Here is a 25,356-nt window from a genome sequence, read left to right as displayed (position 1 = left end):
CGTTTCATCGAGGCCATCGAAGCATGGAAGTCACCGAACGAACATCGGCAAACGGCCTGCAAGGGCACATTCGCGGCGAACGCCTGGCCACCTCCGACGGCGTATCGAGCAAGGATATCCTGGTGGAGGTCTTTGTCCGTGAGCGTTGCGAAGCCCACATCGTCGTGCCAGCGGTGGCCGAGCCGTTGCTCGTCTGGGTGTTGTCCGGGCAAGCCATTGTCGAGGAGCGCACCGCCCACGAGCCGTGGGAAGCGAATACGGTTTGTCGCGGGGATTTTTTCCTGACCACCTCCCCTGTGCCTTATGAAATGCGCTGGCAAGTGACCAGCCCTGAGCCGTTCGTGGTCATGCATGTGTATTTGGGCCTGGCGTTGCTGGAGCGCGCCATCGCCGAAGCTGGCGGCGGCGCGATCCAACTGCGGGAAGTCTCAGGTGGGCGGGATGAAGTGCTCTCGGCCTTGCTGGAACAGATCCGGTTGGAGCTGACCCGACGCGGTGAAACCAGTGCCTTGCTGGTCCAGGGCGTGGCGCAATGCGTGGCGGTGCACCTGGCGCGGCATTATGTGGATGCCGGGGCCGAGGACATGTCCGGCCGCAACGCCCTGCCCGCCTTCAAGCTCAAGCGGGTGATCCTGTTAATGGAGCAACACCTGGCCGACCCCTTCAACCTCGGTGACCTGGCCCGGGCCATCGGCCTGAGCGAATACCACTTCAGCCGCCTGTTCAAGCGCGCCACCGGGCGTTCGCCCTCGCAGTACTTCATCCAACTGAGAATGGCCCGGGCCCGGCAACTGCTGATCGAAACCGAGCGCAGCATCATCGATATCGGCCTGGAGGTCGGCTATGGCAGCGCCAGTCACTTCTCCCAGGTATTCCGTCGCGAAGTGGGCGTGGCGCCGAGTCATTACCGCAAGTAAAGGCCTGACGGCGCCATAATAATGTGGCCGCACACAACCTCCTGTGGGAGCGAGCTTGCTCGCGATGGCGTCAGCCCCGTCAACACTGATGGCAACGGCTCCACCGCTATCGCGAGCAAGCTCGCTCCCACAGGTATTTCCTGCCAGGCCTGTCTTCATTTGATCCGGTAATGAAAGGTATTGCGCACCGCCGGCACCGTCACCGCCTTGCCATCGATGATTCGCGGCTGATAACGGAAGGTCTGGGCCGCCGCCAGTGACGGGCGGATGAACAACGGATGGCAGCCGTCGAGTACCTTGGGACTGTCGATCCGGCCCTCCGGCGTCACGCTGTACTCCACGGTGCAATCGCCTTCCAAGCCCTTGTCCAGGGCACGCTGCGGGTAATCTGGGGCTTGCTTGCTCAGGGGCTGATAGCTGCGGCTGTCGGCGATGGCCTGGCGCGCCTGCTCGGCCTGGCGTTGTTCGGCGAGTGCTTGGGCCTGCCGGACCAGGCGCTGTCGTTCGGCGGCCTGCTGCTCGGCGTCTTGCCTGCGCCGCTCACTTTCCAGCCGTTCGCGCTGCTGCTGTTGGGCCTGCTGCTCGCGTTTCTGTTCCTCGACCCGTTTGCGGGTCAGCGCCGCCTGTTCCAGCTTCTGCGCCTGGACCCGCGGGTCGACGAGCGGCTTGGTGGGGACAGGAAGTGGCGCTTGCGTGGGTGGCGGCGCGGGTTCGACCACGGGGGGTGCAACAGGGATGACAGCCGCCGGTGCAGGCGCTTCGGCCACCGGTGCGGCCGGCAACATCACCAGTTGCGTACGTAGCACCCGCGGCGTCTCGGCGACGGGCTTCTCCACGTTCCACCCCAACACCAACAGCGCAGCTATTGCGGCGTGCAGAGCCACGGCCAGTCCCGCCGCCAGGCCGTTTCTCCAAAAACCGTGGCGGCTCAACGCGGTTACGCTCAAGGCGGGACTGTGCATGATCATCGCCGTCATTGCGGCGCCTCGGTCACCAGCCCCAGGTTACTCACGCCGCCCTGCTGCAAGGCGGCCATGGCCGCGACGACCCGGCCGTAATCGGCATGATCATCGGCACGGATGTACACCTGGGTATCGCTGCGCTCGGCCACCACCTGCGCCACCTTGGCGCGCATCTGCTCCAGGTCCACGGCGCTGTCGGTCTGGTGGCGGGTGTCCAGCTCACCGCCCAGGTTCCAGTAGAAACCGCCTTCGGCCTTTACCGACAGGGTGAGGATTTGCTGGCGACTGTCGGTGGCCAGCGCTTGGCTCGCGACCTTGGGCAATTCGATCTTCACGCCCTGGGTCAGCATCGGCGCGGTGACCATGAAAATCACCAGCAGCACCAACATCACGTCGATGTACGGCACCACGTTCATCTCGGCCTTGGGACCGTGCTTGCGTTGTGGCTTGACGAGCATCTTGCCTCTCCTTTCAAGCGGCCGAGGCCAGGTTCACCGGGGCGCCGTGCAGCTTGCGGTGCAAACGCGCCTGCAGTTCGTTGCCAAACCCGTAGTAACGGGTCAGCAGGGTCTGGCCGCGGGCGGCAAAACGGTTGTAGGCAATCACCGCCGGGATCGCCGCGAACAAGCCGATGGCCGTGGCGATCAGCGCTTCCGCAATGCCCGGTGCCACGGTGGAAAGGCTGGCCTGTTGCACCTGGGACAGGCCGAGGAACGCATTCATGATCCCCCAGACCGTGCCGAACAAGCCGATGTAAGGGCTGACCGAACCGACGGTCGCGAGAAACTGCAAACCTTTCTCCAAGTGCACTTCCTGTTCGCTGATCGCCACCTGCAGCGAACGCTCGACGCCTTCGAGTACCACCTCAGGCGTACAGGCAGGCTGGTTGAGCTGAGTGAAGGCCAGCAAGCCTGCCTGGAAAATCGGCGTGACGCCGCCCTCGTCGTCACGTATCTGTGCGTGTTCCCGGTACAGGGGCAACAGGTCCTGGGTGCTGCGAAAACGTTGCATGAAAGCGTTGAGCTGACGCTCGTTGCGTTGCAGCACGGCACTGCGCTGGATGATCAGGTACCAGCTCAATAGCGAGGCCAGCAGCAAGGTGAGCATGACCGCCTTGACCAGCAGACTTGCGTCACTGATCAGGCCCCAGATTGTCATGTGTTCCAAAGTGGCTTGCATGGGTAGAACTCCTGTCTGGCGGCTATTCGATGAAATGTTCGTGACCGGTTGATGACAGTGCCGCTCAAGGCAGACGCAGGGCTTTCGCCACGTCGGCCCAGGGCACGAACTTGAAGTTCTGGGTCTGTTCGGGCATGCGCTTGCGGCCGTCCTGGACCACCAACATGCCCTGGTTCCAGGGCCCGCCGAGGTTCACCGAGGTCACTTCCAGGCCGTCGGTCTCCGACGCGCCATCAATGCCCGCAGCCGCATTCAGGCCGACCCGGAACGCACCCCGCACGGCGAACGGAGGCTCTGCATCGAGCACCAGGTAGCTGTCGTTGCCTTGGCTGGAGATCACCAGGTAGTCGCGACCCTTGGCCTGGTACAAGGCCATGCCCTCGACGTCAGCGTGCAACGACGGGCCAACCTTGATCACACTGCTCAAGGTCGCCGGCTGGTCGGCCCGGGCATCCATCGCCCAGACACCCACGTCCTCCTCACCGAGAAACAAGCGCTGGCGCTGCTCATCGGCCACGCAGCCTTCGGGCTGGCTGTCGACGCTGAACTGGCGCACCAATTGACCGTGCACCACGCCGTCGGGTGCGCTAAGGCGGTATTGCACAAAGCCCCCGTCCTTGCCGTTGGCGAAGGCGTACAGCTCACCTTCGGCGGGCTGGAACAGGCAGATGCCGTAGATATCCTTCAATGACGTCGCAATCTCCCCCGCTTCGCGCAACTCGCCACTGGCACGGTCGATGCTGAACAGGCTCAAGCTGTTGCGATCGCGGTTGCTGGCCACCGCCAGATCGACGGTTTGCGTGCCCAGCTTGAAGTTCGCCCGCACATCGACGTTGTTCAGGCGCCCGACCGGCAGTTCCTGCAGCAACTTTCCTTGCAGGTCATAGGCCAGCAGGCCTTGCTTTTTGTTGGTGCCCAACACCCGGCTCAAGCCCGGTGTGGTCGGGTGCACCCAGATCGCCGGGTCATCCGCGGCATCGCCCTGGCGGGCCACCGGCTCGCTCTGGGCGATGGCAACTACCGTGGGCAGCACCGGCGGCAAGGGCATGGGCGTGGGTTGCCAGTTGAGTTCACCCTGATACAGGCGTCCGTCATCATTGTCGCGCAGCAGCACTTCGATACCGGTTTTCGTCCGGCGCGCCGCCAGGCTTTCCGGCTCCTTCAGGCCCGGCAGCGACAGCGTGGCGCGGGGTGTCCAGCCTTTGCCGTCCTGTTGATACAGATGCAACTGCACAGCCTCTGGATCGAGGCCCAATACGCCACCGGGCAATACCGCCAAGGCGCCGGCCGCCTGCTGGATGTCGCCGAACGGCGCACGCATCGCCACGGGCGCCCGCACGGTCTCAGCCTCGGAGGATGCCGGGTAGGCCCACCAGCCTATCCGCTCTTCGTTGACGAACAATTGCTGGCTGGTGTCCTGCACTTGGCAGGTCTTGGCGTCCGGCGGCAGTGGTAAGCCACGCACCCGTTGGGCGGTCGCACCCAACCGCTCGCCGGCGCTCACCAGCCATTGCTCGCCCTTGCCCTCTTCCCCCACCAGGAACACAAACAGGTTGCTCGCCTCGTCGCGGTACAGGCACAGGCCGTTTACCGGGAAGTCCCGCGTGGGCAGGTACAGTGGCGCGCCCCACTGGCGGCTTTGTGGGTCGAGGCTGACGACCATGGCTTGCTGGCGCTCGCTGTCGAGGCTGGCGACCAGCACGTTCGCGCCCTGGGCCCGGCTATCGACACCTTCGAAGGTGCCCTTCAGGCGCGTCAGTTCGCGACCCTGGGCATCGAGCAAGAACAGTCCCTCGCGGGCACTGGCCAGTCGCTCGGTCGTCGAAGGACCAGGCAGGAATGCCAGGGCGTTGATCGACCGTTGTTCGGCTTGAGGCCAGGGTTGCAGCTTTAGCTTGGGCACTGAAGCAGCTGCCAGGGCGGCGGCTGATGCCAGGCTGAGCGCCATCGCCAGTAGGCAGCGCTTGGGTAAGGAAAACAGCTTGTTCAACGGGAAAATCCTTGTCGTTCAGTCAGACTCAAACGGGCTTGTTGCTCACTTCTATTGCCAGGGAATTCATCTGTGGGAGCAAAGCTTGCTCCCACAGCCAAATCCTCTTGCCACAAGTGATCAGGTTCGCGAATCAGAAATGGGTAAAGGTCAGCCCCAGCTTGTACGTCGGGCCGTACTCTTCGTACTGGCCGTTATAGGAGCGGTGGCCGGTGTAGACGAAATACGACTCGTCGGTGAGGTTCTGGGCCTCGAGGCTGACTTGCAGATTCTTGGTCAGCGAGTAACGCGCGCTGAAATCGACGAACGTCTGGGCGTCTACGTGCAGGTCATGGTCGGGGTCGCCGATGGACGCCAGCTCGAACAGGTACGCTGACTTGTAGTTGGCCGACAGCCGCAGGCTCAGCTTGTCGTTCTCCCAACCCAGCATCAGGTTGCCGACCGTGTCCGACTGGTTCGGCAGGTCGATGCTGCGCTTGCGCTGGGTACCGCTGGCCTGGTCGAAACCTTCGATCTCGGCGTCCGAACGGCTGAAGGTGGTGTTGGCCCCCAGCAGCAGCCCGTTCCAGGGGGCCGGCAGCCAGTCGAATTTTTGCGAGTAGGCCAATTCCAGGCCGTACAGCTTGGCGCTGTCGCCGTTGGCGTAGCTGTGGGCTTCTGAAAAATCGGTCCAGGCGCCCGTACCGGCCAGGTCGGTGTTGTAGACGAAATGCTTGATGTCCTTGTAGAACACGAAGGCCGAGACCGTGCCGGCGTGGCCCATGAAATGCTCGATACCCAGGTCCAGGTTGCTCGATTCCAGCGGCTTGAGCTCCGGGTTGCCGAAAGTGGCTTCGTCATCGTCGATGACAAAACCTGGCGCCAATTGCCCGAAGGTTGGACGCACCACCGACTTGGTCCAGGCCGCACGCACCTGGGTGTTCTTGTCCAATTGGTAGCGCGCGTGCAGGCCCGGCAACCAGTGATGATACTCGCGACGGGTCTCGGTATCGGTGAAGACCCCGTCAGTGGCGCCGCTGCCCTTGGCTTCGAATTCGGTACCTTCGTAGCGCATGCCCGCGATGAAGCGCCAGTCATCGATGTCGACGGTGTTCATCAGGTACGCGGCATTGATGTCCTCGCTCATCTTGAAGTCGTTGACTCGCGACTCTTGCTCGTCGAAAAACTCGTCGCGGTTCAGGCCGCCCAGCAACTGCTTGATGGCATCGGCGCTGATGCCCGGGCCGAAGCGACCGAGACGGTAGTCCACGCTGCCTTTCTGGAACTGCCCGAGGTTCAGTTGCTCGTCGGTGAACCCCAGGTCGTCGAAATCTTCGTAGACCCAGGCGTCCAGGTCGTTGTCCTTGTCCCGCCGGCTGACTTTGCCACCGAACTTGACCTGGGACGCATAGCCGCTGAAATCATAGTCCCGGGCCAGGTCCAGGCGCAGGTTCTTCTCGGTGTCGGTGGTCTTCTGCGCTTCCCAGTCCACCTTGTCGAGGCTGAAGTTGGCCGGATCGTAGAACCCCGAGTCGATGATCGGCCGCGGCTTATCGTTGTCGTAGAAACCACCATTGAAGCCGTCGATGCCTTCGAAGGTAGCCCCGGCAATATGGCCGGGACTGTCTTCGCTGGATTGGCTGTAGCCGCCCTGGCCACTCAGGGTCCAGAGACCGAACAGGCGCTCGCCACCCAGTACGTAGGATTGGATTTCCTGGGTTTCTTCACGTTGCTTGAGTTTGCGCTCGCCCTCGGCGTCCCCCAGTTGCCCGGCGGCTTGCGGGTCTTCAAAGGCGATGCTGGCGGCGTTGCGGGTTTCGCTGTCCTTGTAGCGGCTGTACAGCGTGCGCAGGTAATAGCTGCTGAAGTCGTCGGGCTTATAGTCGAAATTCAAGCCGCCACCGGCCCGCTCGCGGCGGATGTCGTAGTCGCGCTGTTCGAACTCTTCGAGGCGTGAACCTTGTGCGAAATCCCAGGCACCGCCGGTTTCGACGTTGTCCGAACCGAAGTCGCGCTTCTGCCAGCTCAGCGCCGCGGCCACGCCAAAGTTGTCGATACCATCGCCAAGGCTGAAACGGTCGCTGATGGCACCGGAGAATTTCGGGCTGGTCTGGTCGGTGTTCTTGTCATAGCTGGCTTCGCTACTGCCGGTGTAGAACAGCCCCTTGTGGTCGAAGGCCGAGAGGCTTTTCACATCCACCGTGCCGCCCAGGGAGTTGGCGTCCATGTCCGGCGTCAGGGTCTTGATCACCGACAACGACTGCACCAGTTCCGAGGGCAGCACATCCAGGGCAACGGCGCGACGCTCGCTTTGCGGAGCCGGCACCAGGGTGCCGTTGATGGTCACGCTGTTGAGGTCCGGCCCCAGGCCACGCACGCTGACAAACCGGCCTTCGCCCTGGTCCCGCTCGACGCTGACACCGGGCAGGCGCTGCACCGCTTCGGCGACGTTTTCATCCGGCAACTGCGCCACGCCGTCGGCATGCACCACGCTCTTGATGCTGTCGGCGCTGCGCTGCTCCTTGAGGGCCTGGTCGATACTCACCGCCTGGCCGACCACTTCAACGTGTTCCGTGGCGCCGGCCGCTTGCTCGGCGGCACTCAGTCGTTCGCTGGCAATGGCCATCGCCAACGCGGTGAAGGTGAAACCGACGAGCCCGGCGGTGCTTGTGCGGTGGTACATGGTGATCCTCCCCAGGAATCCGGAAATCCGCCAGGCAGTGGCCCGGCAACTGGGAGGGCACGCTAGGGGTGGGGAATGACGGTTCTGTGACAGCGGTGCCAGCCAAAGGACGATATCGGCGATTTAGACAGGTTGGTCGACCGAAGTGAGCTGAAATGACCTCTTCCCTGCGGCTCAATGAATCTGAAGACAATTAATTTTGTGGCGAGGGGATTTATCCCCGCTGGGGTGCGAAGCGCCCCCATGCGGCATACCTGTCACGCCGTGCAATCAGCTCTACAGGGCTGCTGCGCAGCCCAGCGGGGATAAATCCCCTCGCCACAATGGGAGAGGTGCTGTCCCATACAGTGAAAAAACCGGATGACCGATGAGCTGATTCGACCTCCCCCACTCCGTTACCCGCCGTCACCGCACTGTCACATCCATCTGCTGTGCTGGGCCGCATTCCGCTTCTGGCAAAGGACTTCGGCCATGTTCTCCGTGCTTCGCCCGCACCGCTTCAAACTCGCCCTGCTTCTGCTGGCGGCCAACCTCGGGCTGATCCTGCATTTGGCCAGCGGCGAGCTCAAACCCATTGCCGAATGGGTCTGGCTGGATATTCTCGGCGAAGGCGGCTCGGCGCTGCTGGCGCTGGTCTGGCTGGGGCTGGTATTGAAAAGCCGCCCGGCCGGGCGGGTGACCAACTACCTGATCCTGGGCCTGGGCTGCATCTTCTTTTCCTGGTGGATCGACAGCCTCGACGAATTCATCCGCTTGCCCGATAGCATCACCTGGGATCACTGGCTCGAATCCGGCCCCATGCCGGTGGGCATGATCCTGCTGACCCTCGGCATCTATCACTGGCACCGCGAACAGCTGGCGATCAACGGGCAAATGGAGAAACGCGAGCGATTGTTCCGCGAGCACCGCCTGTTCGACAAGCTCACGCCGTTGGGGGGCGCCGACTTTCTCAAGCACGAACTGTCCGCCAGCCTGGAAGACAGCCGGCGGCGCCAGCAGCCTTTGTCGTTGCTGGCCCTGGACCTGGACAACTTCACCGCCATCAACCAACGCTTCGGCCACGGCGAAGGCGATGCGGTGTTGCAGGCGATCAGTCAGTTGCTGGTCTTGAACCTGCGTCGCCAGGATCTGCTGTGTCGCCTGGCCGGCGATCGCTTCGTGGTGCTGCTGCCCGACACTGGCGAGAGCCAGGCCCGGCGCCTGGCCCTGGAGCTGGAAATCGCGGTGCGCAGCCTGGCCCACAAGACCCGGCAACATAGCGAGCGCTTGCAACTGGCCGCCAGCACGGCAGTGCTGATGGCGTTCGACGAAGCCCCCGACGTTTTGCTCAAGCGCCTGAACCTGGCACTGGCCCAATCCCGGACCACGCTGGCGAAAAGCGCATGACGCTCAAGACCTGCTGGTACGAAACCGACAGCCGCTTCATTCCGGGGCACTATCAGCCTGCCGCGCTGATCGACCTGGCGCTGTCCCGGGACATCGACAGCCATCGCCTCCTGCGCGGCACCGGACTGTTCCATGACGATATCCTCGCCGGACAGAGCCGCATCAGCCCGCAGCAATTCCTCGGCCTGATCGACAACAGCCGGCGCCTGCTGGATGCCAGCGACAGCAGTTTCCTGTTTGGCCAACGGCTATTGCCCGGCCACTACGGACCCGCGAGCCACGCCTTGCGCCACGCGCAGAATCTGCATCAGGCCCTGCAAAGCCTGATCGACCAACAGGCGCTGCTCAGCCCGTTGGCAGCCCCGCGCCTGTTGCTGGACGAGCACTACGCCTATGTCCATTGGCTGGACAGCTGCGGCGCCGGGGAACAATGGCGCTTCGTGCTGGAGGCGAGCATGACCTCGATGGTGGCGATGAGCGCCTGGCTCAGCAGTGAACGCCTGCCCTGGCAGTGCAGTTTTCGCCACAGCGAGCCGCGTTACGTCGAGCAGTATTGGGTGCACCTGGGCGAACACACGCAATTCGACCGTCCCCTGGACCTGATGCGCCTGCCCCGCCACTGCCTCGCCCAGCCCTGGCCCAACGTGTCGGCCACCGCCGGCCAGGTGGCACGAATTGAGGCCCAGGACCAGCTCGACCAACTGGGGTTCGCGTCAAGCTTCCTCGATTGCCTCTACGACTACCTGCACGCCCATGTGCAGCAGACGCCAAGCCTGGAACAAACCGCCCAGGCCTTCGCCATGAGCCCGGCTACCCTCAAGCGCAAGTTGCACAAGCACCACACCGGGTTCCAGCAACAGGTCGACCGGGTGCACACCCACGTGGCTTTGTATCTGTATCAGGTCAAGGGGTTCAGCAACGAGGAAGTGGCGCAGTACTTGCGCTTCAACGATACGGCGAACTTCCGTCGCTCGTTCAAGCGCTGGACCGGCAGCACGCCGAATCTGATCCGGCAGTTGCTGATGCTGGGCTGAACTGTGGGAGCAGACTGCCCCCACAGATAAATTCCCTGTGGGCTCAGTGCCCGCGAATGTAGTGTTCCAACTGCCGGATCAGGTCGGCCTGCTCGACAATCGCCTCTTTCACCAGGTCACCAATGGACAGCAGGCCGATCAACTGCCCGTTATCCAGCACCGGCAAGTGCCGCAAGTGGCTGTCGGTCATGACTTCCATGCAGCGGTCGATGCTCTGCTGGCTGTCGGCGGTGACCACCGGGGCGCTCATGATGGTGCGCACCGTCGTACCCACCGACGACCGCCCCTTGAGCACCATCTTGCGCGCGTAGTCCCGCTCGCTGAACACGCCCACCACCTGACCGTCCTCGATCACCGGCAGTGCACCGACGTTTTTTTCGGCCATGATCTGCAGCGCTTCGAGCACCGTCTGCTCCGGCGCGATGCTGTGGACCTGCTGGTTCTGCACACTCTTGAGTCGCACCAGTTGAGCAGCGGTTTTCATTGTTCATCCCCACAAAGCTAAAGGCATGTTTGAACCCAGGCCTGTCAGTCAGGCATCACCCTGTGGGAGCCGAGCTTGCTCGCGATAGCGTTGGGTCAGCAGCCTCAGGTTCGACTGGTGTACCGTTATCGCGAGCAAGCTCGCTCCCACAGGTTCTCATGCGGCTTTTCAACTCACTCGCAGGCGCGGATCAGTCCTCGCCAATCTCCACCACATCGCCATTCAAGCGCACCGGCCACACCCGCAGGCTTTGCTCCGGGTACTCCAGGCAATGGCCGTCTTCCAGGCGGAAATGCTGCTTGTACATCGGCGAGGCAATCACCAGGTCACCCTTGATGCTGCCCAGCAAACCGCGGCCGATGACGTTCGCACCGGACTTGGGGTCGCGGTTGTCGATGGCGTACAGCGGCTTGTCCTCATGTTCCGGCAGATAGAGCAACGCCACTTGGCTGCCGTCGTGCCAGGCGACCACGCCGGAGTTGGGCACCAGGTCGGCGCGGCTGCACAGGGCGCGCCACTGCAAGGGTTCCTGGGCGACATCGCGGGCGGGAATGCGAACGACGTTTGACTGGCTCATCAGAGCACCTCCTCGGTAACGGGAATCAGGTGGAGTTCATGGGCGTGAACCGGCCGACGCTGGCCGCGCTCGCGGACGAAGTGAACGTCCGGATCGCCGCGCTTGTCGTTGACGAAAGTGCGGAAACGCTTGAGCTTGTCCGGGTCCTTCAAGGCGTTGGCCCATTCGCATTCGTAGCGGTCGACCACCAGTTGCATCTGGGCTTCAAGCTCGGCGCCCAGGCCCAGGCAGTCATGGATGATCACGTCCTTGAGGTAGTCCAGGCCACCTTCCAGGCTTTCGCGCCAGACCGAGGTCCGTTGCAGTTTGTCGGCGGTGCGGATGTAGAACATCAGGAAACGGTCGATGTAGCGGATCAGCGTGGCGTCATCCAGGTCCGTGGCGAACAGCTCGGCGTGACGGGGACGCATGCCGCCGTTGCCGGCCACGTAGAGGTTCCAGCCCTTCTCGGTGGCGATCACGCCGACGTCCTTGCTCTGGGCCTCGGCGCACTCGCGGGTGCAACCGGACACCGCGAACTTGAGCTTGTGCGGCGAGCGCAGGCCTTTGTAGCGATCTTCGATGGTCAGGGCCATCTGCACGCTGTCCTGCACGCCGTAGCGGCACCAGGTGCTGCCCACGCAGGATTTCACCGTACGGGTGGATTTGCCGTAGGCATGGCCGGTTTCGAAACCGGCTTCGATCAGCTCGGCCCAGATGTCCGGCAACTGGTGCAACTGGGCGCCGAACAGGTCGATGCGCTGGCCGCCGGTGATCTTGGTGTAGAGGTCGTATTTCTTGGCGACCACGCCAATGGCGATGAGTTTGTCGGCGGTGATTTCCCCGCCGGCGATGCGCGGCACCACCGAGTAGGTGCCGTTTTTCTGCATGTTCGCCATGAAGGTGTCGTTGGTGTCCTGCAGCGCCACCAGGGATGGATCCATGATCGGCTGGTTCCAGCACGACGCCAGGATCGAGCCCACCGCCGGCTTGCATAGGTCGCAGCCGGTGTGACCTCGACCGTGCCTGGCCAGCAGTTCTTCGAAACTGATGATGCCTTCAACGCGTACCAGCGCATACAATTCCTGGCGGGTGTAGGCGAAATGTTCGCACAGGCTCTTGTCGACGCTGACGCCGCGGGCAATCAATTCGTGCTCGAACACTTGCTTGACCAGGGCCGCGCAACCACCGCAACCGGTACCGGCCTTGGTGTCGCATTTGAGCTGGCCGAGATCGGTACAGCCGCCGTCGATGGCCGAGCAGATCGAGCCCTTGGTCACATTGTGGCACGAGCAAATCGTGGCGGTTTCCGGCAACGCCGCCGGGCCCAGGGTCGGGGCGCCTTCGGACGATGGCAGGATCAGGCTGGCGGCATCCTTGGGCAAGGCGATGCCGTTCTGCATGTATTGCAGCAAGGTGTCGTAGTAGCTGTTGTCCCCCACCAGCACCGCGCCGATCACCCGCTTGCCGGCGGCGTCCACCACCAGCCGCCGGTAGCTGGCGCTGGTTTCGTCGATGAACTGGAAGCTGCGCGAACCTGGAGTGTTGCCATGGGCATCGCCGATGGAGCCGACGTCCACGCCCAGCAACTTGAGCTTGGTGGACATGTCTGCGCCGGTGAAGGCTTCAGCGCTTTCGCCACACAGCCGGGCGGCGACGCTACGGGCCATCTGGTAGCCCGGGGCGACCAGGCCGAAAATGCTGCCGTTCCAGGCCGCGCATTCGCCGATGGCGTAGATGTCCGGATCGCTGCTCTGGCAATGATCGTCGATCACCACGCCGCCGCGCGGGCCGATCTGCAGGTCGCTCTGGCGTGCCAGGGCATCCTGAGCGCGGATACCGGCAGAAAAGACGATGAGGTCGGTTTCCAGGAAATCGTCGTCGCCGAAATTCATCCGATAACGGTACTGCTCGCCGGCGCTGATGGACTGGGTGCCCTTGGACAGGTGCACGCCGACGCCCAGGCTTTCAATGCGCGCCTTGAGGGCCAAGCCGCCCTGCGTATCCAACTGCACCGGCATCAGCCGTGGCGCGAATTCCACCACATGGGCTTCCAGGCCCAGGGTCTTGAGCGCGTTGGCCGCTTCCAGGCCCAGCAGGCCGCCACCGACCACCACGCCACGGCGGGCATTACTGGCAGCGGCGCGGATCGCATCCAGGTCTTCAAGGGTGCGGTAGACCAGGCAAGAGTCACCCTCGGCGCCCTGGATCGGCGGCACGAACGGGTAGGAACCGGTGGCGAGCACCAGTTTGTCGTAGCTGATGCGCTCCCGGGCAGTGACGACCTGGCGCGCCTGGCGGTCGATTTCCAGCACGGGTACGCCCAGGTGCAACGTGACGCCGGCGGTCTGGTACAACGACGCTTCGCCCAGGGCCAGGGACTCGGCATCACGCCCGGAGAAGTACTCGGACAGGTGCACGCGGTCGTAGGCACGCATCGGCTCTTCGCTGAACACATGCACGTGGTAATGATTGAGGGCACCGCGTTCGATCAGTTGCTCGACGCAGTGATGGCCGACCATGCCATTGCCGATCACGATCAGCGTTTGCAGCTTGTTCAGAGAAGCAACGTTGGAATTCATAAAAAGCACCCGACAAAAGCCCATCACGATTTTGAAAGCAAAAAAAAGACGCCTGAAACCTTGCGGTTCCAGGCGTCTTTGCCTGTTCTGTGCGGTATCGGCCCGGCGACTGCGCCCTGACCTACCGTTGTCCCCCGGCCTGCTGGCGCTCGATCTTCGTTGACCGACGGGGCTGCCCACGCGGCTGTGTTCACGGTGGGCCTGAATAGCCTCTTGCAGCGAGCGTGCCAAACCTCATCCGCGACTGTATTCGCAACCTCGAATTCGCCGACGATCCCCTGTGGGAGCGGGCCTGGCCGCGAAACCGTCGGCTCAGCCATCGCAAGCTGACCAGCCTCCTGCGCTGTTTCGCAGGCACCGCCAACTGCCTTGCGATGGTGCGATCACCCCGCCTGCGGCTTCATAAAAGTGCAGTCGTTCGAACCCACCGTTCACCGTAAGACCGTCATCGCGAGCAAGCTCGCTCCCACATAGGGTTGGGCTCAAGTTCGGAATCCACCGCGACTCCCCTGTGGGCGAGCTTGCTCGCGATAGCGGTGGGTCAGCTCGAAGGGTTATCGGCGGTCCTGGTCACCATCGCCACGATACTGGCCAACAACTCTTCCTTCGCCTCATCAGCGCTGATTTCCCCAGTAGCGGCGGCATTGGACAATGCTTCCGCCGCTCCCAGCATCGCCCGCAAACCGGCCTGGGTGATGCCCTTCGTGCCGGCGAACGGCTCCAGCACCGCGCGGCACTTGTCGAGGAAAATACCCTCGTATTCGCGCTTGATGCGTTCCAGCTCCGGCGAGCTGGTCAACGCTGCAATCACCCCGGGAATCTCTCGGCCTTGCAACAACACGCATTCGACGTAGGAAGAAGCGATCACCGCCGCTCGGCTTTGCAAGGTGGCCTCACTGGCATCCAGGGCCGCATCCATCCGTGCGGTCTGACGGGCATCGAAATCCTGGTAAAGCGCCGCCAGCAGCCCAGAGCGGGTAATGAAGTGGTTGTAGACAATGGGTTTGGTCACCCCCGCCTGGTCCGCCAGCCGTGCCAGCGTCAGGGCGTCGCTGCCCTCCTCGCGCACCAATCGCCAGGCGACCTCCAGCAATTGGCGCTGCCGGTCGTGCCGGGATAAACGACGACGAGGTGAAGCCTGCGAATGTTCGTCAGTGCTTGACATGCTAACTTTACCAACCGTAACTTACTAAGCGTAACTTAAGCATACCTGTCATCACGACCTCGTGACCAGAAGGAGTTTCGCCATGCATGCACTCATCGTTGTGGCCCACCACTATCCGCGCTCCCTCACCCACAGCCTGGCCGGGAAAATCGCCGAGGGCATCACCCGCGCCAACCCTGTCGATACGTTCGAGATCGCCGACCTGGCTGCCGAAGGCTTCGAGCCGCGCTTCAGCTTTGCCGACCACGCCGTGCACCACCGCGAGGCCTTGCCGCCCGCGGATGTGCTGGCCGAGCAAGCCAGAATCGACCGTGCCGACGCGTTGGTGTTGGTCTATCCGATTTACTGGTGGTCCATGCCGGCACTGCTCAAAGGCTGGATCGACCGGGTGTTTTCCAACGGCTGGGCGTTCGATTTCAGCCTCGACAAGCCGTTCATCCAGAAACTGCAGCACTTGCAGGTCCATTTGGTGGGGGTCGGAGGCGCCGATGCCGACAGCTTCCAGCGCCACGGCTACGGTGAGGCGATGATCACGCAGATCGACCATGGCATTTTCGGTTATTGCGGCGCCCAGGTAGTGAGTTCCCAGCGTTTGCTCGACTCGGAAACCGCCGATCCGCAACAGCATTTGCAGGCCGCCGGCGTTATCGGCCAGCGGTTATTCGCAACGCTCGACGAAACCACCCAGGCGCCCGCGACCGCATGCGCCTGAGCTCAGAGCGCACGTCCACGGGCGGCAGACAGTGTCGCGTCACGCCCATAGATATCCGGGACGTACACCGCCTGGCCCTGGCTGTCCGCTTGTGCCGTCCAGTAGCCCAGCAGGATCGGCACGGGCCGGGCCAGCCTGAACTCGTGGGTCGACTCACTGGCCAGCAACGTGTCGGTGCGTGCGCGTTCGGCCGGGCTTACCAGCAGGTCGCGCAGGTGCATCACTTGCTCGATCCGCACGCAGCCTGAACTGAAGGCCCGCGGGCCTTTGCTGAACAACGCCTGGCTCGGTGTGTCATGCAGGTACACCGAAAACGGATTGGGAAAACGGATCGCCATTTTGCCCAACGGGTTCTTCGGACCTGGATCCTGGCGCAGCATGAGGTTGCCCGGGTGCTCCCAGTCGATGTCTTCCGCCAGCAACGGCAGGCCATCACCATCGAGGATCCGCAGGTTGTGGCGGCTGAGAAACTCCGGATCGCGGCGGATCTCGGGCAGTTTGTCTTCGCGCATGATGGTCGGCGGAATGGTCCAGGTCGGGTTGAGTGTCAGTCGGGTGACGTGGGATTTGAGCAGCGGCGTCTGCCGTTGCGCACGGCCCACCTGGGTACGGGTTTGCCAGACCGGCGCGCCGCCCTGGTAAACCGTCAACTGCGCCGCCGCCACGTTGACCAGGATGCTGTCGGTCTCCACGTCCTGGGCCAGCCAGCGCATGCGCTCCAGGTTGATGCGCAACTGCTCGCGGCGCATGGCCGGGCTGATGTTCAGCTCGGTGACGGTCCACGGCCCCACCACGCCATCGGCCTGCAACGAATGCTGGGCCTGGAAGCTCTTCATCGCCTCCACCAGCATGGGGCTGTAGTGCTCGTCGCTCACCTGCGGCGGCGTGCTCAGGTAACCCTCGTTGAACAGTCGTTGGGCCAGGGCGGGTACGCGGGCATCCTGTTTGTCCGGTTGCAGCAACGGCCCGCCCGGCACCGCTTGCCATTCGGCTAAAGGCTGTTGCCGCAGCCGGGCATAGAGGCCGCGCAGGTTGCGGTAGAGGTCCAGGTTCGGCCGCGCCTGTTCAAAAGCGTCGGCCAGGTTCTGCAGGCCCAGCCCGGCGATGGCCAGTACCACGGCCGGGTGGTCCTGTGGCGGTGGATTGGCTTTCCACACCGGCTCCAGCCGGTCTTGCGGCAAATAGCCGAAGCGCAGGTCATGCAAGGCTTGCAGGTAGCGCCGGCTGATAGCGATGTCGGCACAATGAGGGACTTGGTTTGCCCCCTCGACCGGCAAGCTATAGCGCGCGGGATCGAGGCCGTCATCGGCCAATTGTTGCAACTGGACCTGCAACGCCCCCCGTCGTTCGTCGTCCGACCAGACTTCCTGGCCTGCGTTTTGCTGGTAGAACGCCTGCAAGTCGAGCAGCGTTGGAAAGTCGACACCCACCGCAACGTCCGGGCACGCGGCCGCCAATTGCGCCAGGGTGGTCTGCACCAGTGCCGGATCGCTGTCTTCGGCTGTGGCGACCAATGGCGCAGTGAGCAATAAAAGGCTCAGGTAACATGCGGACTTTTTGAACAACTGCTTTACTCCAATCCATGGCCGTCTCGTTGACGGTGAATTTTGCGACAGGTACGACCCGCCATCATGCAAACAAACGAAATCGGACGGGATGCCGCGAACGAACACCACGTTGGACCCCCTTCGCCTGTAACGGGTTTTTTGCGCCGATTCTGCCTGCTCATGCTGGGCCTGGGCATCATTTGCAGCCCGGCGCTGGCCGAAAAAAAGGCAAAGTCGCAAACGCTTTACCACAGCCTCGCCCAGGCAGCGCCGGAACTCAATCCCCTGGCGCTCAAAAGTGCCTTGAGCGCCATGCAATGCGCGGTCGCCAATGGCGCCGGCCAGGCCCGTCACCTGGCGGTGATCGACTACTCGCAACCGTCCACGGCCCGGCGCTTGTGGATCTTCGACTTGCGCCAGAAGAAGCTGGTGCTGCGCGACCTGGTGGCCCACGGGCAAAAATCCGGGGAAAATTTCGCCACGCAATTCTCCAATCGCCTGGGCAGCTATCAGTCGAGCCTGGGCCTGTTCCGTACCCAGGAAAGCTACCAGGGCACCCACGGCTATTCACTGCGCATGGACGGCCTCGAACCGGGCTTCAATGACCTGGCCCGTGACCGGGCCATCGTGATTCATGCCGCCGACTACGTGAACCCGTTGTGGAGCGTGCGCCAGGGGCGTATCGGCCGCAGCCAGGGTTGCCCGGCCGTGCGCCCGCAAGTGGCGCGGCAGGTGATCGACAAGCTCAAGGGCGGCCAATTCATGTTTTCCTGGTACCCGGACCCGGGCTGGCTCAAGCGTTCGGCCTATCTCAACTGCCAGCCGCAACAGGTGGCGAGCATTCTGGCTACCAGCGGTGGCTGAACAGGCCGTCGCTGCGTAACTGAGCGGGAGCAAGCTGTCTCGCCACAGGTTAAAATGCCGGCCTTTCGAATCGCTGGCCTTGCCTGATGACCCCTCAAGTTCTACATGACCTGCAGACCCATTTGCTGACAGCCCTGGCGTCCCCGCCGGAAGAAACCCGCCGTTTGTTCCATGGTCGCGGCCGTTGCTGGCCGGGGTTGGAGCAGATCACCGTCGACTGGCTGCAAGGGATTGTGCTGGTGTCGTTGTTCAAGGAACCGGAACCGGTGCAGTTGGATGACTTGATGTCCATGCTGCTCGCCCTCGCCGCCTCGCCCGCCTGGAAAAACAGCGGCGCCCATACGCTTGCCGTGCAACACCGCTATCTACCCCAAAGCCTCACCCAATGGCTGGTGGGCGACCCCATCGACGAATGGACCCTGACCGAAGGCGGCTTGCGATACCGAATCGACCTCAGCAAGAAACAGAACAACGGCCTGTTCCTCGACATGCGCTACGGCCGTGATTGGGTCCGAGCCAATGCCGCCAACAAGCGGGTACTGAACCTGTTCGCCTACACCTGCGGCTTCTCGGTAGCGGCCATCGCCGGCGGTGCGCGGCATGTGGTCAACCTGGACATGTCGCGGGCGGCCCTGAGCCGGGGCCGTGACAACCATCGCCTGAACGGCCATGACCTTGGCCAGGTGAGTTTCCTCGGCCATGACCTGTTCAAATCCTGGGGCAAAGTGATCAACAGCGGTCCGTATGACCTGGTCATCATCGACCCGCCGACCTTCCAGAAAGGCAGCTTCCTGCTGACCAAGGACTACCAGCGGGTCCTGCGCCGCCTGCCGGAACTGCTGACGGCCGACGGCACGGTCCTGGCCTGCAGCAATGACCCGGCCACCGGCCCGGACTTCCTCATCGACGGCGTCACCCGCGAAGCCCCCGGCCTGACGTTCGAGCAGCGGCTGGCCAACCCACCGGAGTTTCCCGATGCCGATGTGCAATGTGGCCTGAAGGCGCTGGTCTTCAAAGCGGCAGCACCGGCCACCAGGCGGTAACCAGGCTCCTGGTCACCCGGCGCACCAAGGCCTCGACCTCCCGGCTCTTGACCGAGCGGTAGATGGCCATGGTGCGGCGTAGCTGATCCTCGTTGAGCGTCACCGGCTGGCCGCCCCTCCAATCCACATCGGCGACGGCTTCGAGCCCCGTGCGACGCCAGACAATCCGCTCGCCTTCGGTGACCGGCTCCAAGGGGCTGGGTAATTCGGGGTCCGGCAGGACCAGGTTATCCAGCATGACCCGGGGCCAGCGGGACGGATCGATGGGCTCGCTGAAGGCATTCACCAGGTCGTCATCGACCGTTTCCCAAATCGCCAGTCCTTCGGGCCAGTCGCGGGACATCAACCCCAGGTAAGGTCGCCAGGTCATCTCGCCGGTACGTGGGGTTTGATCGTTGCTATTGAACGTATCCTGGGCGTCGCTGAGCCAATCGATGAAGGCCTCCCGGCTCATTTGCGCCTGGCGTTGCACCGGATCGATAAAGCGGTCCATCAGCGCGAAGTCCCAATGGGAAAGGTGTTCCGCCAGGAACCTCGCAAACGGCGCCCCGTCCCGGGCCAGCCGTGCACGCATCACCGACTCGAACATCGTGAAGTGCACCTCCAGCTCGCCGATGTCTGGCTGCTGTCTGTCCTGGCTGCGGATTTGCAAGCGCGTGCGCAGTTGGCGAAGTTGCACATCGAAATCGCCAATCAAGGTGGGCAGGCGGCCATAGACGTTTCCATAACCGATGAAGTGCTGCAGAACCGCCCCGGCCCTCTGGCGAACGCCAAACGCCAGTCCGGCGGGGGAATCCTCGTCGGCTTCGCGGACGCGGCCAGAAAACCAATCGATGAAACCCCGCATCCCGGGATCGTCACGGGCGACCTCCAGTGCCCTTTGGAGCGAGGCAGAAATATAGAGCCACTCGTCGACGGTGTAGCGAAACGCCTCGGGAAACACATTGCGCAGGGCATTGATCTGGGCGCTGGGCAAGGGATTGTCGTCAAGCCAGACTCCAAGTGTGTCAAGGCTCGGCAAACGGTTGAGCGCCGGGAGCAGGTCATCCTGGATAGAGGTGATACGGTTGCCGCTGAGATCGACGACGAACGTATCGGAGATGAACACATCGGAATGCCTGGCCAGCACCGCCAAGGCCAACGAGGGCACCCGATCCAGCCCGGTCCTGCCCAGTGCCAGCGTCATCAGGTTTGCAAGCTCGGGGAGCTCCGGCAGGTCTCGGCAGTTGTTTCCACTCAGGCGCAGTTCCTGCAAAGCGGTGGCGCTGCGCAGGAAGGCACTGCCCTCCTCGTCCAGCCGCAGGCCACAGCGCGCCAGGTTCAGCGCCCGCAGGTCGGGCAATGTGGCCGTCAGGGCCTGCAACTGCTCGGGCGTGAAATCCAGGTTGTCGGCCCATATGACTTCACGCAGGGACGGTAGCGAAGCCAGGCTGCCAATGGCGGCAAGCACCTCGGCGTTGGTTCCCGAAGCCGCGCCGCTGCTGATCCCGGACAAGTCCAGGGTCCATAACGGGATCATGGGATCGTCGCCCAGCAGCGGCGTAAACACCTCCGCGTTCAAGTGCAACGGGTTGCGGGCCAATGACAGATCCACCAGCGCCCGCAACTCAGCTACCGCAACGGGGACGGCGGTGAGGTGATTGCCCCGCAGGCTAAGCGATTCGATGCCGGGGAACATGCGCAGGAAATCTGAAGGATCCTCGACCAGCTCCAGGTTGGCCAGCACCACTGATTCGATGTGCTCGAAACGAACATTGACGGGGGGCAGCCGGCCGACGTTGATGTTTTCTATCCGCAATACCAACTCTGCGCCCTCCCTGCCCGGGTCAGGCGCGCGCTGCCAGGCCCGGCGAATTTCCCTCGCGATGACCTGGCGCTGCGCGACCAGTGCCTCACGGTCCAGTATCTGTTCGGCGGGGTGATGAAAGCCTTCCTGGTCGACCCATTGGCGCAGCCCCTGGTCCAGGGTGGTCCATTCGTGCTCCAGGCGGGTGATCACATCGTTGAGGCTGATGCCCTCGAGCCCGGCCTGTTCGGTCAGGCCAAGCTGCAGCCGTTCCAGTGCATTTCCCGCGTGGGCGGGATAGAGCCGCTCCAGACGCTGACGCAGGCTGCCTTGCCACTCCTGCAACGGCAGCCGGCCACGGCCGCTGAGCGGGTAAACCAGGTGTCCGTTCAGCCATTGCGGACGAGACCCGAGGCTGCCCAGGCGACGCATCGCCAAGTACGGACGCAGGGCTTGCCGGTCTTCCAGGGCCCGTGCCAGCAGTTGGCTGCGCAGCCGGTCCGCCTCCCAGATGTTCAGGCCCAGGGCGCTGCGAGCTTCGTCCGGCATGGCCCTTAGCAGCGCAGCCTCCAGGGCCATGGCGTTCGCCAGTTCTTCGCCGGTTTCGTCGAAGGGGCGATACCGTTCACCTTCCTGGCGGATGACTTTCAACGGCCCGGCGTCCCCCAACTCGACCGGATCCGCCAGCTCGCGCAACCACAGGCGCAGGTGCAGGCGAGCGCGGAGCCCGGGCATATCCGCCAGCAGGCCCATGACGATGCGATCCCGATCGACGCTGCTTTCGCCACGTTCCAGGGCGCGCAACGCACGGCTCAAGCGCAGCTCGCGCAACGCTTCGGCCGCCCGCCTGCCGAGGTCCCCAGCCACCCGCCCCTCGAGCAAACGCAGCCGGTCATCGCCTGTCACGTCGCGAACGAGCTCGTTGGCGATGGATTCAGGCAGGCTCGGGAATGCCTGGACCAAGGGCACTGCCAGTGGATCGAGCCGGGTAGACCTGCCCATGGCCATCGTCACCCGCCTGGCGTCACGCTCCAGGCGTGCGGCCCAACGGCTGGCCAACAGGCGACTTCGCTCCAGGGGTTGCAAACCGATACTGCTTTGCCCCAACAGTACGGTTTGCTCGTCGCTGCTCAGGCCTTCCAGGATGCGAGCGGCCCAGGCGTCGTGGGCCAGGTCGGTTTTGGTCAGGAGGATGGAGCGGGTGTCGGCCGTATCGCCTACCGGGTAGAGATTGACGCCATCGTGGTAGCGCAAGGTCATGTCTTGCGGCCAGCCCGGCAACTCCACGAGAGTCTGGACAATGCGAAGATGCGTTCCTTGCGGTGCTTCGCCACGGCGCAGGCGTTCTATGGTATGCCGCACCCGTTGCCAGTTCCGTGCCTCGTCCAGGGCGTCGGCCAATATGGCCGGCATTGGCCGCGCCTCCACTTGCAGGTAGCGCAGATGCGCTTCGCTGATACCGACCTGGCGTTGCAAGGTCAGGATCGTAGAGTCGTCGAGTTCGGCGGGCGTCTCGGCGAAGGTTCGCAACAGCTCCAGGCCGCTTCGCTGCAAGGGGTTGCGGTGCGCCCATTGCCAGCCTCGCGTGCGGTTCCATTCCAGCGGCGGTGCAACGCCTCTATGCCCGGGAGGCAGGCGCAGATTCATGTTGTCCTGCGTGCCTTGCACTTCGAAGTAACGATCCTCGATTCGCACCCAAGCCTCGTCCTCCGTGCGCCAGACACCCCAGGCGTCCTGCTCGGCCTCCACCGGAGGCAAACGCTGTGCTTCAAAGGGGCGCACATCGCCATTCCACAACCGGGTGGTGCCGTCTGCCACGGGCATGGGCTCGATGGCTGCGCCAATGAAGCCCAGGTAAGCGCCCTGGGCGACCCCGAACAACGCGTTGAAGATATGCTCGATACCTTCTTGCCCGTGACCTTCATTGAACGCCTGGATCCCTTCGAAGATTTCATACACCAGACGCACCCCGCCTACCGCGGCGGCCACCATGCCGACGGGCGCGCAGAACGGGAAAAAGGTCGCGGCGACCATCAGCGAACGCTCGACCAGGCTTTCCCAGTATTCGAGGCGGGCCAGCAGCGCCCGCCAATCCTGATCTCGGGTCGGGACCATCAACGCCGAGGCGTTGGCCAAGGTATGACCGCGCCATTCGTGGTAGGTGGAGTGCCAGGGATCCTCGCGCAGGTCATCCAGGCCCCAGGCCACCTTGGGCGCGGGGATCCGAATGCGTCGAGGGTTGCCGTCCTCGCCTCGCTCACCCTCCCGCCACCCGGTGATGCGGGCATGGATTTCCTGGAAGAGATTGGGGTTGTCCGTGACCTTCCACTCCACCTGGTCGTGCAGGGCCGACCCCAGGCTGGCCTGTAGACGCAGCGGCAGATAACGCAACAGGGTCTGGCGGTAACTGCGTTTGCGAACCCGTTCGGTCAGCTCGGCCGACAGTGCCTGCAAGCTGGGAAACTGCTTGAGCGGTGCCACTGCATCATGGGGCATGTGCAGCACGATCGGGCGAACACCCTTGGCGTCCCCTGCCAGCCCCCAGTACACCCGAGCGCCGAACAACGGTGCCGACAGCAACGCCAGCGACTTGACCTCGCAGGCCAGCGGCGCCACGGGCCGATCGTCCAACTGCACGCCGACGTGGGCCAGCAAGCGCTCACCGGTGTTGTCCAGGCGGCCATCCAGCTTCGCCTCGTAGGCATCATAGGCGAGCTGGCTGCGGGCATAGGCCATGTAGGCCGCGGCGACGATGGGCACCTGATGACCGATACGCGGCAGCCGCCATTCGAGCGAGCGCCGGTAAGCCCCGCCCACATCCACACTGCGGCACAGGCGGGCAAAACTGGCCGGGGTCATGGGCAGCGGCGCGGTGTCCGCCGGGGCGCCCCAACGATAGAACTCCCCAGGCTTGCCCTTGATGAAAAGCTCGCCTTTTCGATCGAACGCGCTGCCGGTGACGGCATCGTCGGGAGGGTAGTTGCGCATGGCCGCCTCGACGACCGACAGCGAGGGATCCGTGATGAACGAGCTGCGCCGGACCCTTGCCCGACGTAGGGCCTCCGCGATATCGCCGCGGCCATTGACCTGGCTCCAGCCTTGCACCTGCGGCTGCACCTTGAGCAGGTCGAGGGTAAAGGCATAGGGCGTGGGCAGGTCCTTGAGCAATGCGTTGAGTGCATCGCTGTCGTGTTGCAGTTGCCGGGTGAGCACCCTGAAGCGCTCCTGCCGGGGCCGTGTGGCTCGTTTCAGCCAGGCGGGCAGCCTGGCCTGGATAAACTCGACATGGTTATCGAGGGTAGACATGGTGGAACCTCCATCCTTGGGGGCGATTGAGTGCGTTGACGTGGCCGATGCTCTCCAAACCGATCGGTTTTTGAAACCGCGCAACCGTTGCAAGGGGTTGCCGGCGTCAGCGCAGCAAGCGCTCAGGCGCTACCTTCCCGCCGCGGCCTGCGTACGCAGCAGATCAATGAACAACCCCAGCTCCCGACTCACCGGCTCCCCCTTGCGCCGCAACAAGCCAAACGGCGCCAATTGCACGTCCAGCGCCACCGGTAGCGCCACCACCAGGCCCATCTTCAGGTAATCGCGCAAGGCGGTTTCCGAGAGCACCATGATCGCGTCGGTCAGTTGAATCAGCTGTTGCATGGAATACACCGAGCTACATTCGATGATGTCTGCGGGCGTCGGCAGCGCAAGACGTTGCAACGCTTGATCGAGGCCGATGCGCGCCGGGCTGGTTTCCGGCTGCAGGATCCACGGCCAGTCGCTGACCAGTTCGGCCAGGTCCAGTTTTTTGCGCCGGGCCAGGGGATGGCCGGCGTGGACCACCACCAGCAGCCGTTCATTGCCCAGTTGTTCGAACTCGTAGTGCTCGCTGTCGGTGGAGGCGTTGCGCCGGGCGATGGCCAGGTCGATGCGGCCCTGCTCCAGCAACTGGATCACCTGGTCGCTGGTGTCCCCCATGATGCGGATCCGCAGCTGCGGATTGAGCGCCTTGATCCGGGCGATGGAGTCCATGACCAGGTCCGGCGCCGCCCCCATGATGGTGCCGATGGACAGGTAACCATAACCGCCCTGCTGACGGGCCAGCAGGTCTTCGGCGCAGCGGTCCAGACCGCTGAGGGCCAATTCGGCGAAGCGAATCAGCTCCTGGCCCAGGGCGGTCGGGCGCATGCCCCGGGGCATGCGCTCGAACAGGTCGCAACCGAACATGTCCTCGATCTCGTGCAGCATCCGGGTCGCTGCCGGTTGCGACATGTTCAGGCTCTGGGAAGCCCGGTGCAGGTTCTGGCTGGCGTTCAAGGCCACCAGCATGTGCAAGTGCTTGTAGCGCAGGCGGTTGAACAGACTGCGCGACGATACTGGATGAGTCATGGATAGGCCCCTTATTACCGATACCTTGAAGGTATCGGTTGTTAGCGAGATTCGATTTGTAACGCATCAATCGCCCGCCGTACAGTCCAGCCCATAAGAACAAATAC

At 63.4% G+C, this 25,356-nt stretch carries 18 protein-coding genes; 6 read left to right on the top strand and 12 right to left on the bottom strand.

Annotated features, from left to right (window positions below):
• The first annotated feature begins 23 nt into the window (after nt 1-23).
• Nucleotides 24-917, top strand: coding sequence for a helix-turn-helix domain-containing protein (locus BM317_RS05955; protein WP_092473489.1), 894 nt, complete (start codon nt 24-26; stop codon nt 915-917).
• Between the two features lie 155 nt (nt 918-1,072).
• Here the strand turns inward: BM317_RS05955 and BM317_RS05950 are convergent, their stop codons facing one another.
• The 5 genes from BM317_RS05950 to BM317_RS05930 all read right to left on the bottom strand — a co-directional run bounded on the left by BM317_RS05950 (nt 1,073) and on the right by BM317_RS05930 (nt 7,710).
• Nucleotides 1,073-1,894 (bottom strand): energy transducer TonB, encoded by an 822-nt coding sequence (locus BM317_RS05950; protein ID WP_092473487.1) that lies wholly within the window; start codon nt 1,892-1,894, stop codon nt 1,073-1,075.
• Complete coding sequence (tolR, locus tag BM317_RS05945; RefSeq protein WP_092473485.1) at nt 1,891-2,337, bottom strand: protein TolR; 447 nt, start codon at nt 2,335-2,337, stop codon at nt 1,891-1,893. Before tolR ends, BM317_RS05950 begins: the two co-directional genes overlap by 4 nt.
• A 13-nt stretch (nt 2,338-2,350) precedes the next feature.
• Complete coding sequence (tolQ, locus tag BM317_RS05940) at nt 2,351-3,058, bottom strand: protein TolQ (protein WP_092473483.1); 708 nt, start codon at nt 3,056-3,058, stop codon at nt 2,351-2,353.
• 64 nt (nt 3,059-3,122) lie between these two features.
• Nucleotides 3,123-5,006: a phytase gene (locus BM317_RS05935; protein WP_092164990.1), complete on the bottom strand. Its 1,884-nt coding sequence runs from the start codon at nt 5,004-5,006 to the stop codon at nt 3,123-3,125.
• Between the two features lie 175 nt (nt 5,007-5,181).
• Nucleotides 5,182-7,710, bottom strand: a complete 2,529-nt coding sequence (locus BM317_RS05930) for a TonB-dependent receptor (RefSeq protein WP_092473481.1) — start codon at nt 7,708-7,710, stop codon at nt 5,182-5,184.
• Between the two features lie 471 nt (nt 7,711-8,181).
• Here BM317_RS05930 and BM317_RS05925 point away from each other — a divergent pair, with 471 nt between their 5' ends.
• Both BM317_RS05925 and BM317_RS05920 read left to right on the top strand, forming a co-directional pair.
• Nucleotides 8,182-9,096: a GGDEF domain-containing protein gene (locus BM317_RS05925; protein ID WP_092164431.1), complete on the top strand. Its 915-nt coding sequence runs from the start codon at nt 8,182-8,184 to the stop codon at nt 9,094-9,096.
• Nucleotides 9,093-10,130, top strand: coding sequence for an AraC family transcriptional regulator (locus BM317_RS05920; RefSeq protein WP_092164430.1), 1,038 nt, complete (start codon nt 9,093-9,095; stop codon nt 10,128-10,130). The genes BM317_RS05925 and BM317_RS05920 overlap by 4 nt, the downstream gene beginning before the upstream one ends.
• Before the next feature lie 43 nt (nt 10,131-10,173).
• Here the strand turns inward: BM317_RS05920 and BM317_RS05915 are convergent, their stop codons facing one another.
• The 4 genes from BM317_RS05915 to BM317_RS05900 form a co-directional block, all read right to left on the bottom strand.
• The gene (locus tag BM317_RS05915) at nt 10,174-10,614 is read right to left on the bottom strand and encodes a CBS domain-containing protein (protein ID WP_003202071.1); all 441 of its coding nucleotides are present in this window, start codon (nt 10,612-10,614) and stop codon (nt 10,174-10,176) included.
• Nucleotides 10,615-10,804: 190 nt separating this feature from the next.
• Nucleotides 10,805-11,191, bottom strand: a complete 387-nt coding sequence (gene nirD, locus BM317_RS05910; protein WP_060742269.1) for a nitrite reductase small subunit NirD — start codon at nt 11,189-11,191, stop codon at nt 10,805-10,807.
• A complete protein-coding gene (gene nirB / locus BM317_RS05905) occupies nt 11,191-13,752 on the bottom strand; it encodes a nitrite reductase large subunit NirB (RefSeq protein WP_092473479.1) in 2,562 nt (853 codons plus the stop codon). The genes nirD and nirB overlap by 1 nt, the downstream gene beginning before the upstream one ends.
• Before the next feature lie 541 nt (nt 13,753-14,293).
• Entirely contained in the window at nt 14,294-14,917 is a 624-nt protein-coding gene (locus BM317_RS05900; protein WP_092473477.1) for a TetR/AcrR family transcriptional regulator, read from the bottom strand.
• Nucleotides 14,918-14,999: 82 nt separating this feature from the next.
• On the opposite strand from BM317_RS05900, the gene BM317_RS05895 reads away from it, so the two are divergent.
• On the top strand, nt 15,000-15,629 hold the full coding sequence (locus tag BM317_RS05895) for an NAD(P)H-dependent oxidoreductase (RefSeq protein WP_092473475.1): 630 nt from the start codon (nt 15,000-15,002) through the stop codon (nt 15,627-15,629).
• A 2-nt stretch (nt 15,630-15,631) separates the two neighbouring features.
• Here BM317_RS05895 and BM317_RS05890 read toward each other — a convergent pair whose 3' ends face one another.
• Entirely contained in the window at nt 15,632-17,194 is a 1,563-nt protein-coding gene (locus BM317_RS05890; RefSeq protein ID WP_092473473.1) for a L,D-transpeptidase family protein, read from the bottom strand.
• A 162-nt stretch (nt 17,195-17,356) separates the two neighbouring features.
• On the opposite strand from BM317_RS05890, the gene BM317_RS05885 reads away from it, so the two are divergent.
• Together BM317_RS05885 and BM317_RS05880 are read left to right on the top strand one after the other, a co-directional pair.
• On the top strand, nt 17,357-18,040 hold the full coding sequence (locus BM317_RS05885) for a murein L,D-transpeptidase catalytic domain family protein (protein WP_092164422.1): 684 nt from the start codon (nt 17,357-17,359) through the stop codon (nt 18,038-18,040).
• Between the two features lie 86 nt (nt 18,041-18,126).
• Nucleotides 18,127-19,083: a class I SAM-dependent methyltransferase gene (locus tag BM317_RS05880; RefSeq protein ID WP_092473471.1), complete on the top strand. Its 957-nt coding sequence runs from the start codon at nt 18,127-18,129 to the stop codon at nt 19,081-19,083.
• Here BM317_RS05880 and BM317_RS05875 read toward each other — a convergent pair.
• Both BM317_RS05875 and BM317_RS05870 read right to left on the bottom strand, forming a co-directional pair.
• Nucleotides 19,052-24,175, bottom strand: a complete 5,124-nt coding sequence (locus tag BM317_RS05875; RefSeq protein ID WP_092473469.1) for a dermonecrotic toxin domain-containing protein — start codon at nt 24,173-24,175, stop codon at nt 19,052-19,054. The two genes, BM317_RS05880 and BM317_RS05875, sit on opposite strands and share 32 nt — an antisense overlap.
• A 129-nt stretch (nt 24,176-24,304) precedes the next feature.
• The gene (locus BM317_RS05870) at nt 24,305-25,249 is read right to left on the bottom strand and encodes a LysR family transcriptional regulator (RefSeq protein ID WP_092473468.1); all 945 of its coding nucleotides are present in this window, start codon (nt 25,247-25,249) and stop codon (nt 24,305-24,307) included.
• Between the last annotated feature and the right edge of the window lie 107 nt (nt 25,250-25,356).

Source organism: Pseudomonas sp. NFACC24-1 (genome assembly GCF_900115235.1).
Lineage (GTDB): Bacteria > Pseudomonadota > Gammaproteobacteria > Pseudomonadales > Pseudomonadaceae > Aquipseudomonas > Aquipseudomonas fluorescens_AA.
Note: the sequence above shows the minus strand (reverse complement) of the source record. Positions and strands in the feature narration are given on the sequence as shown.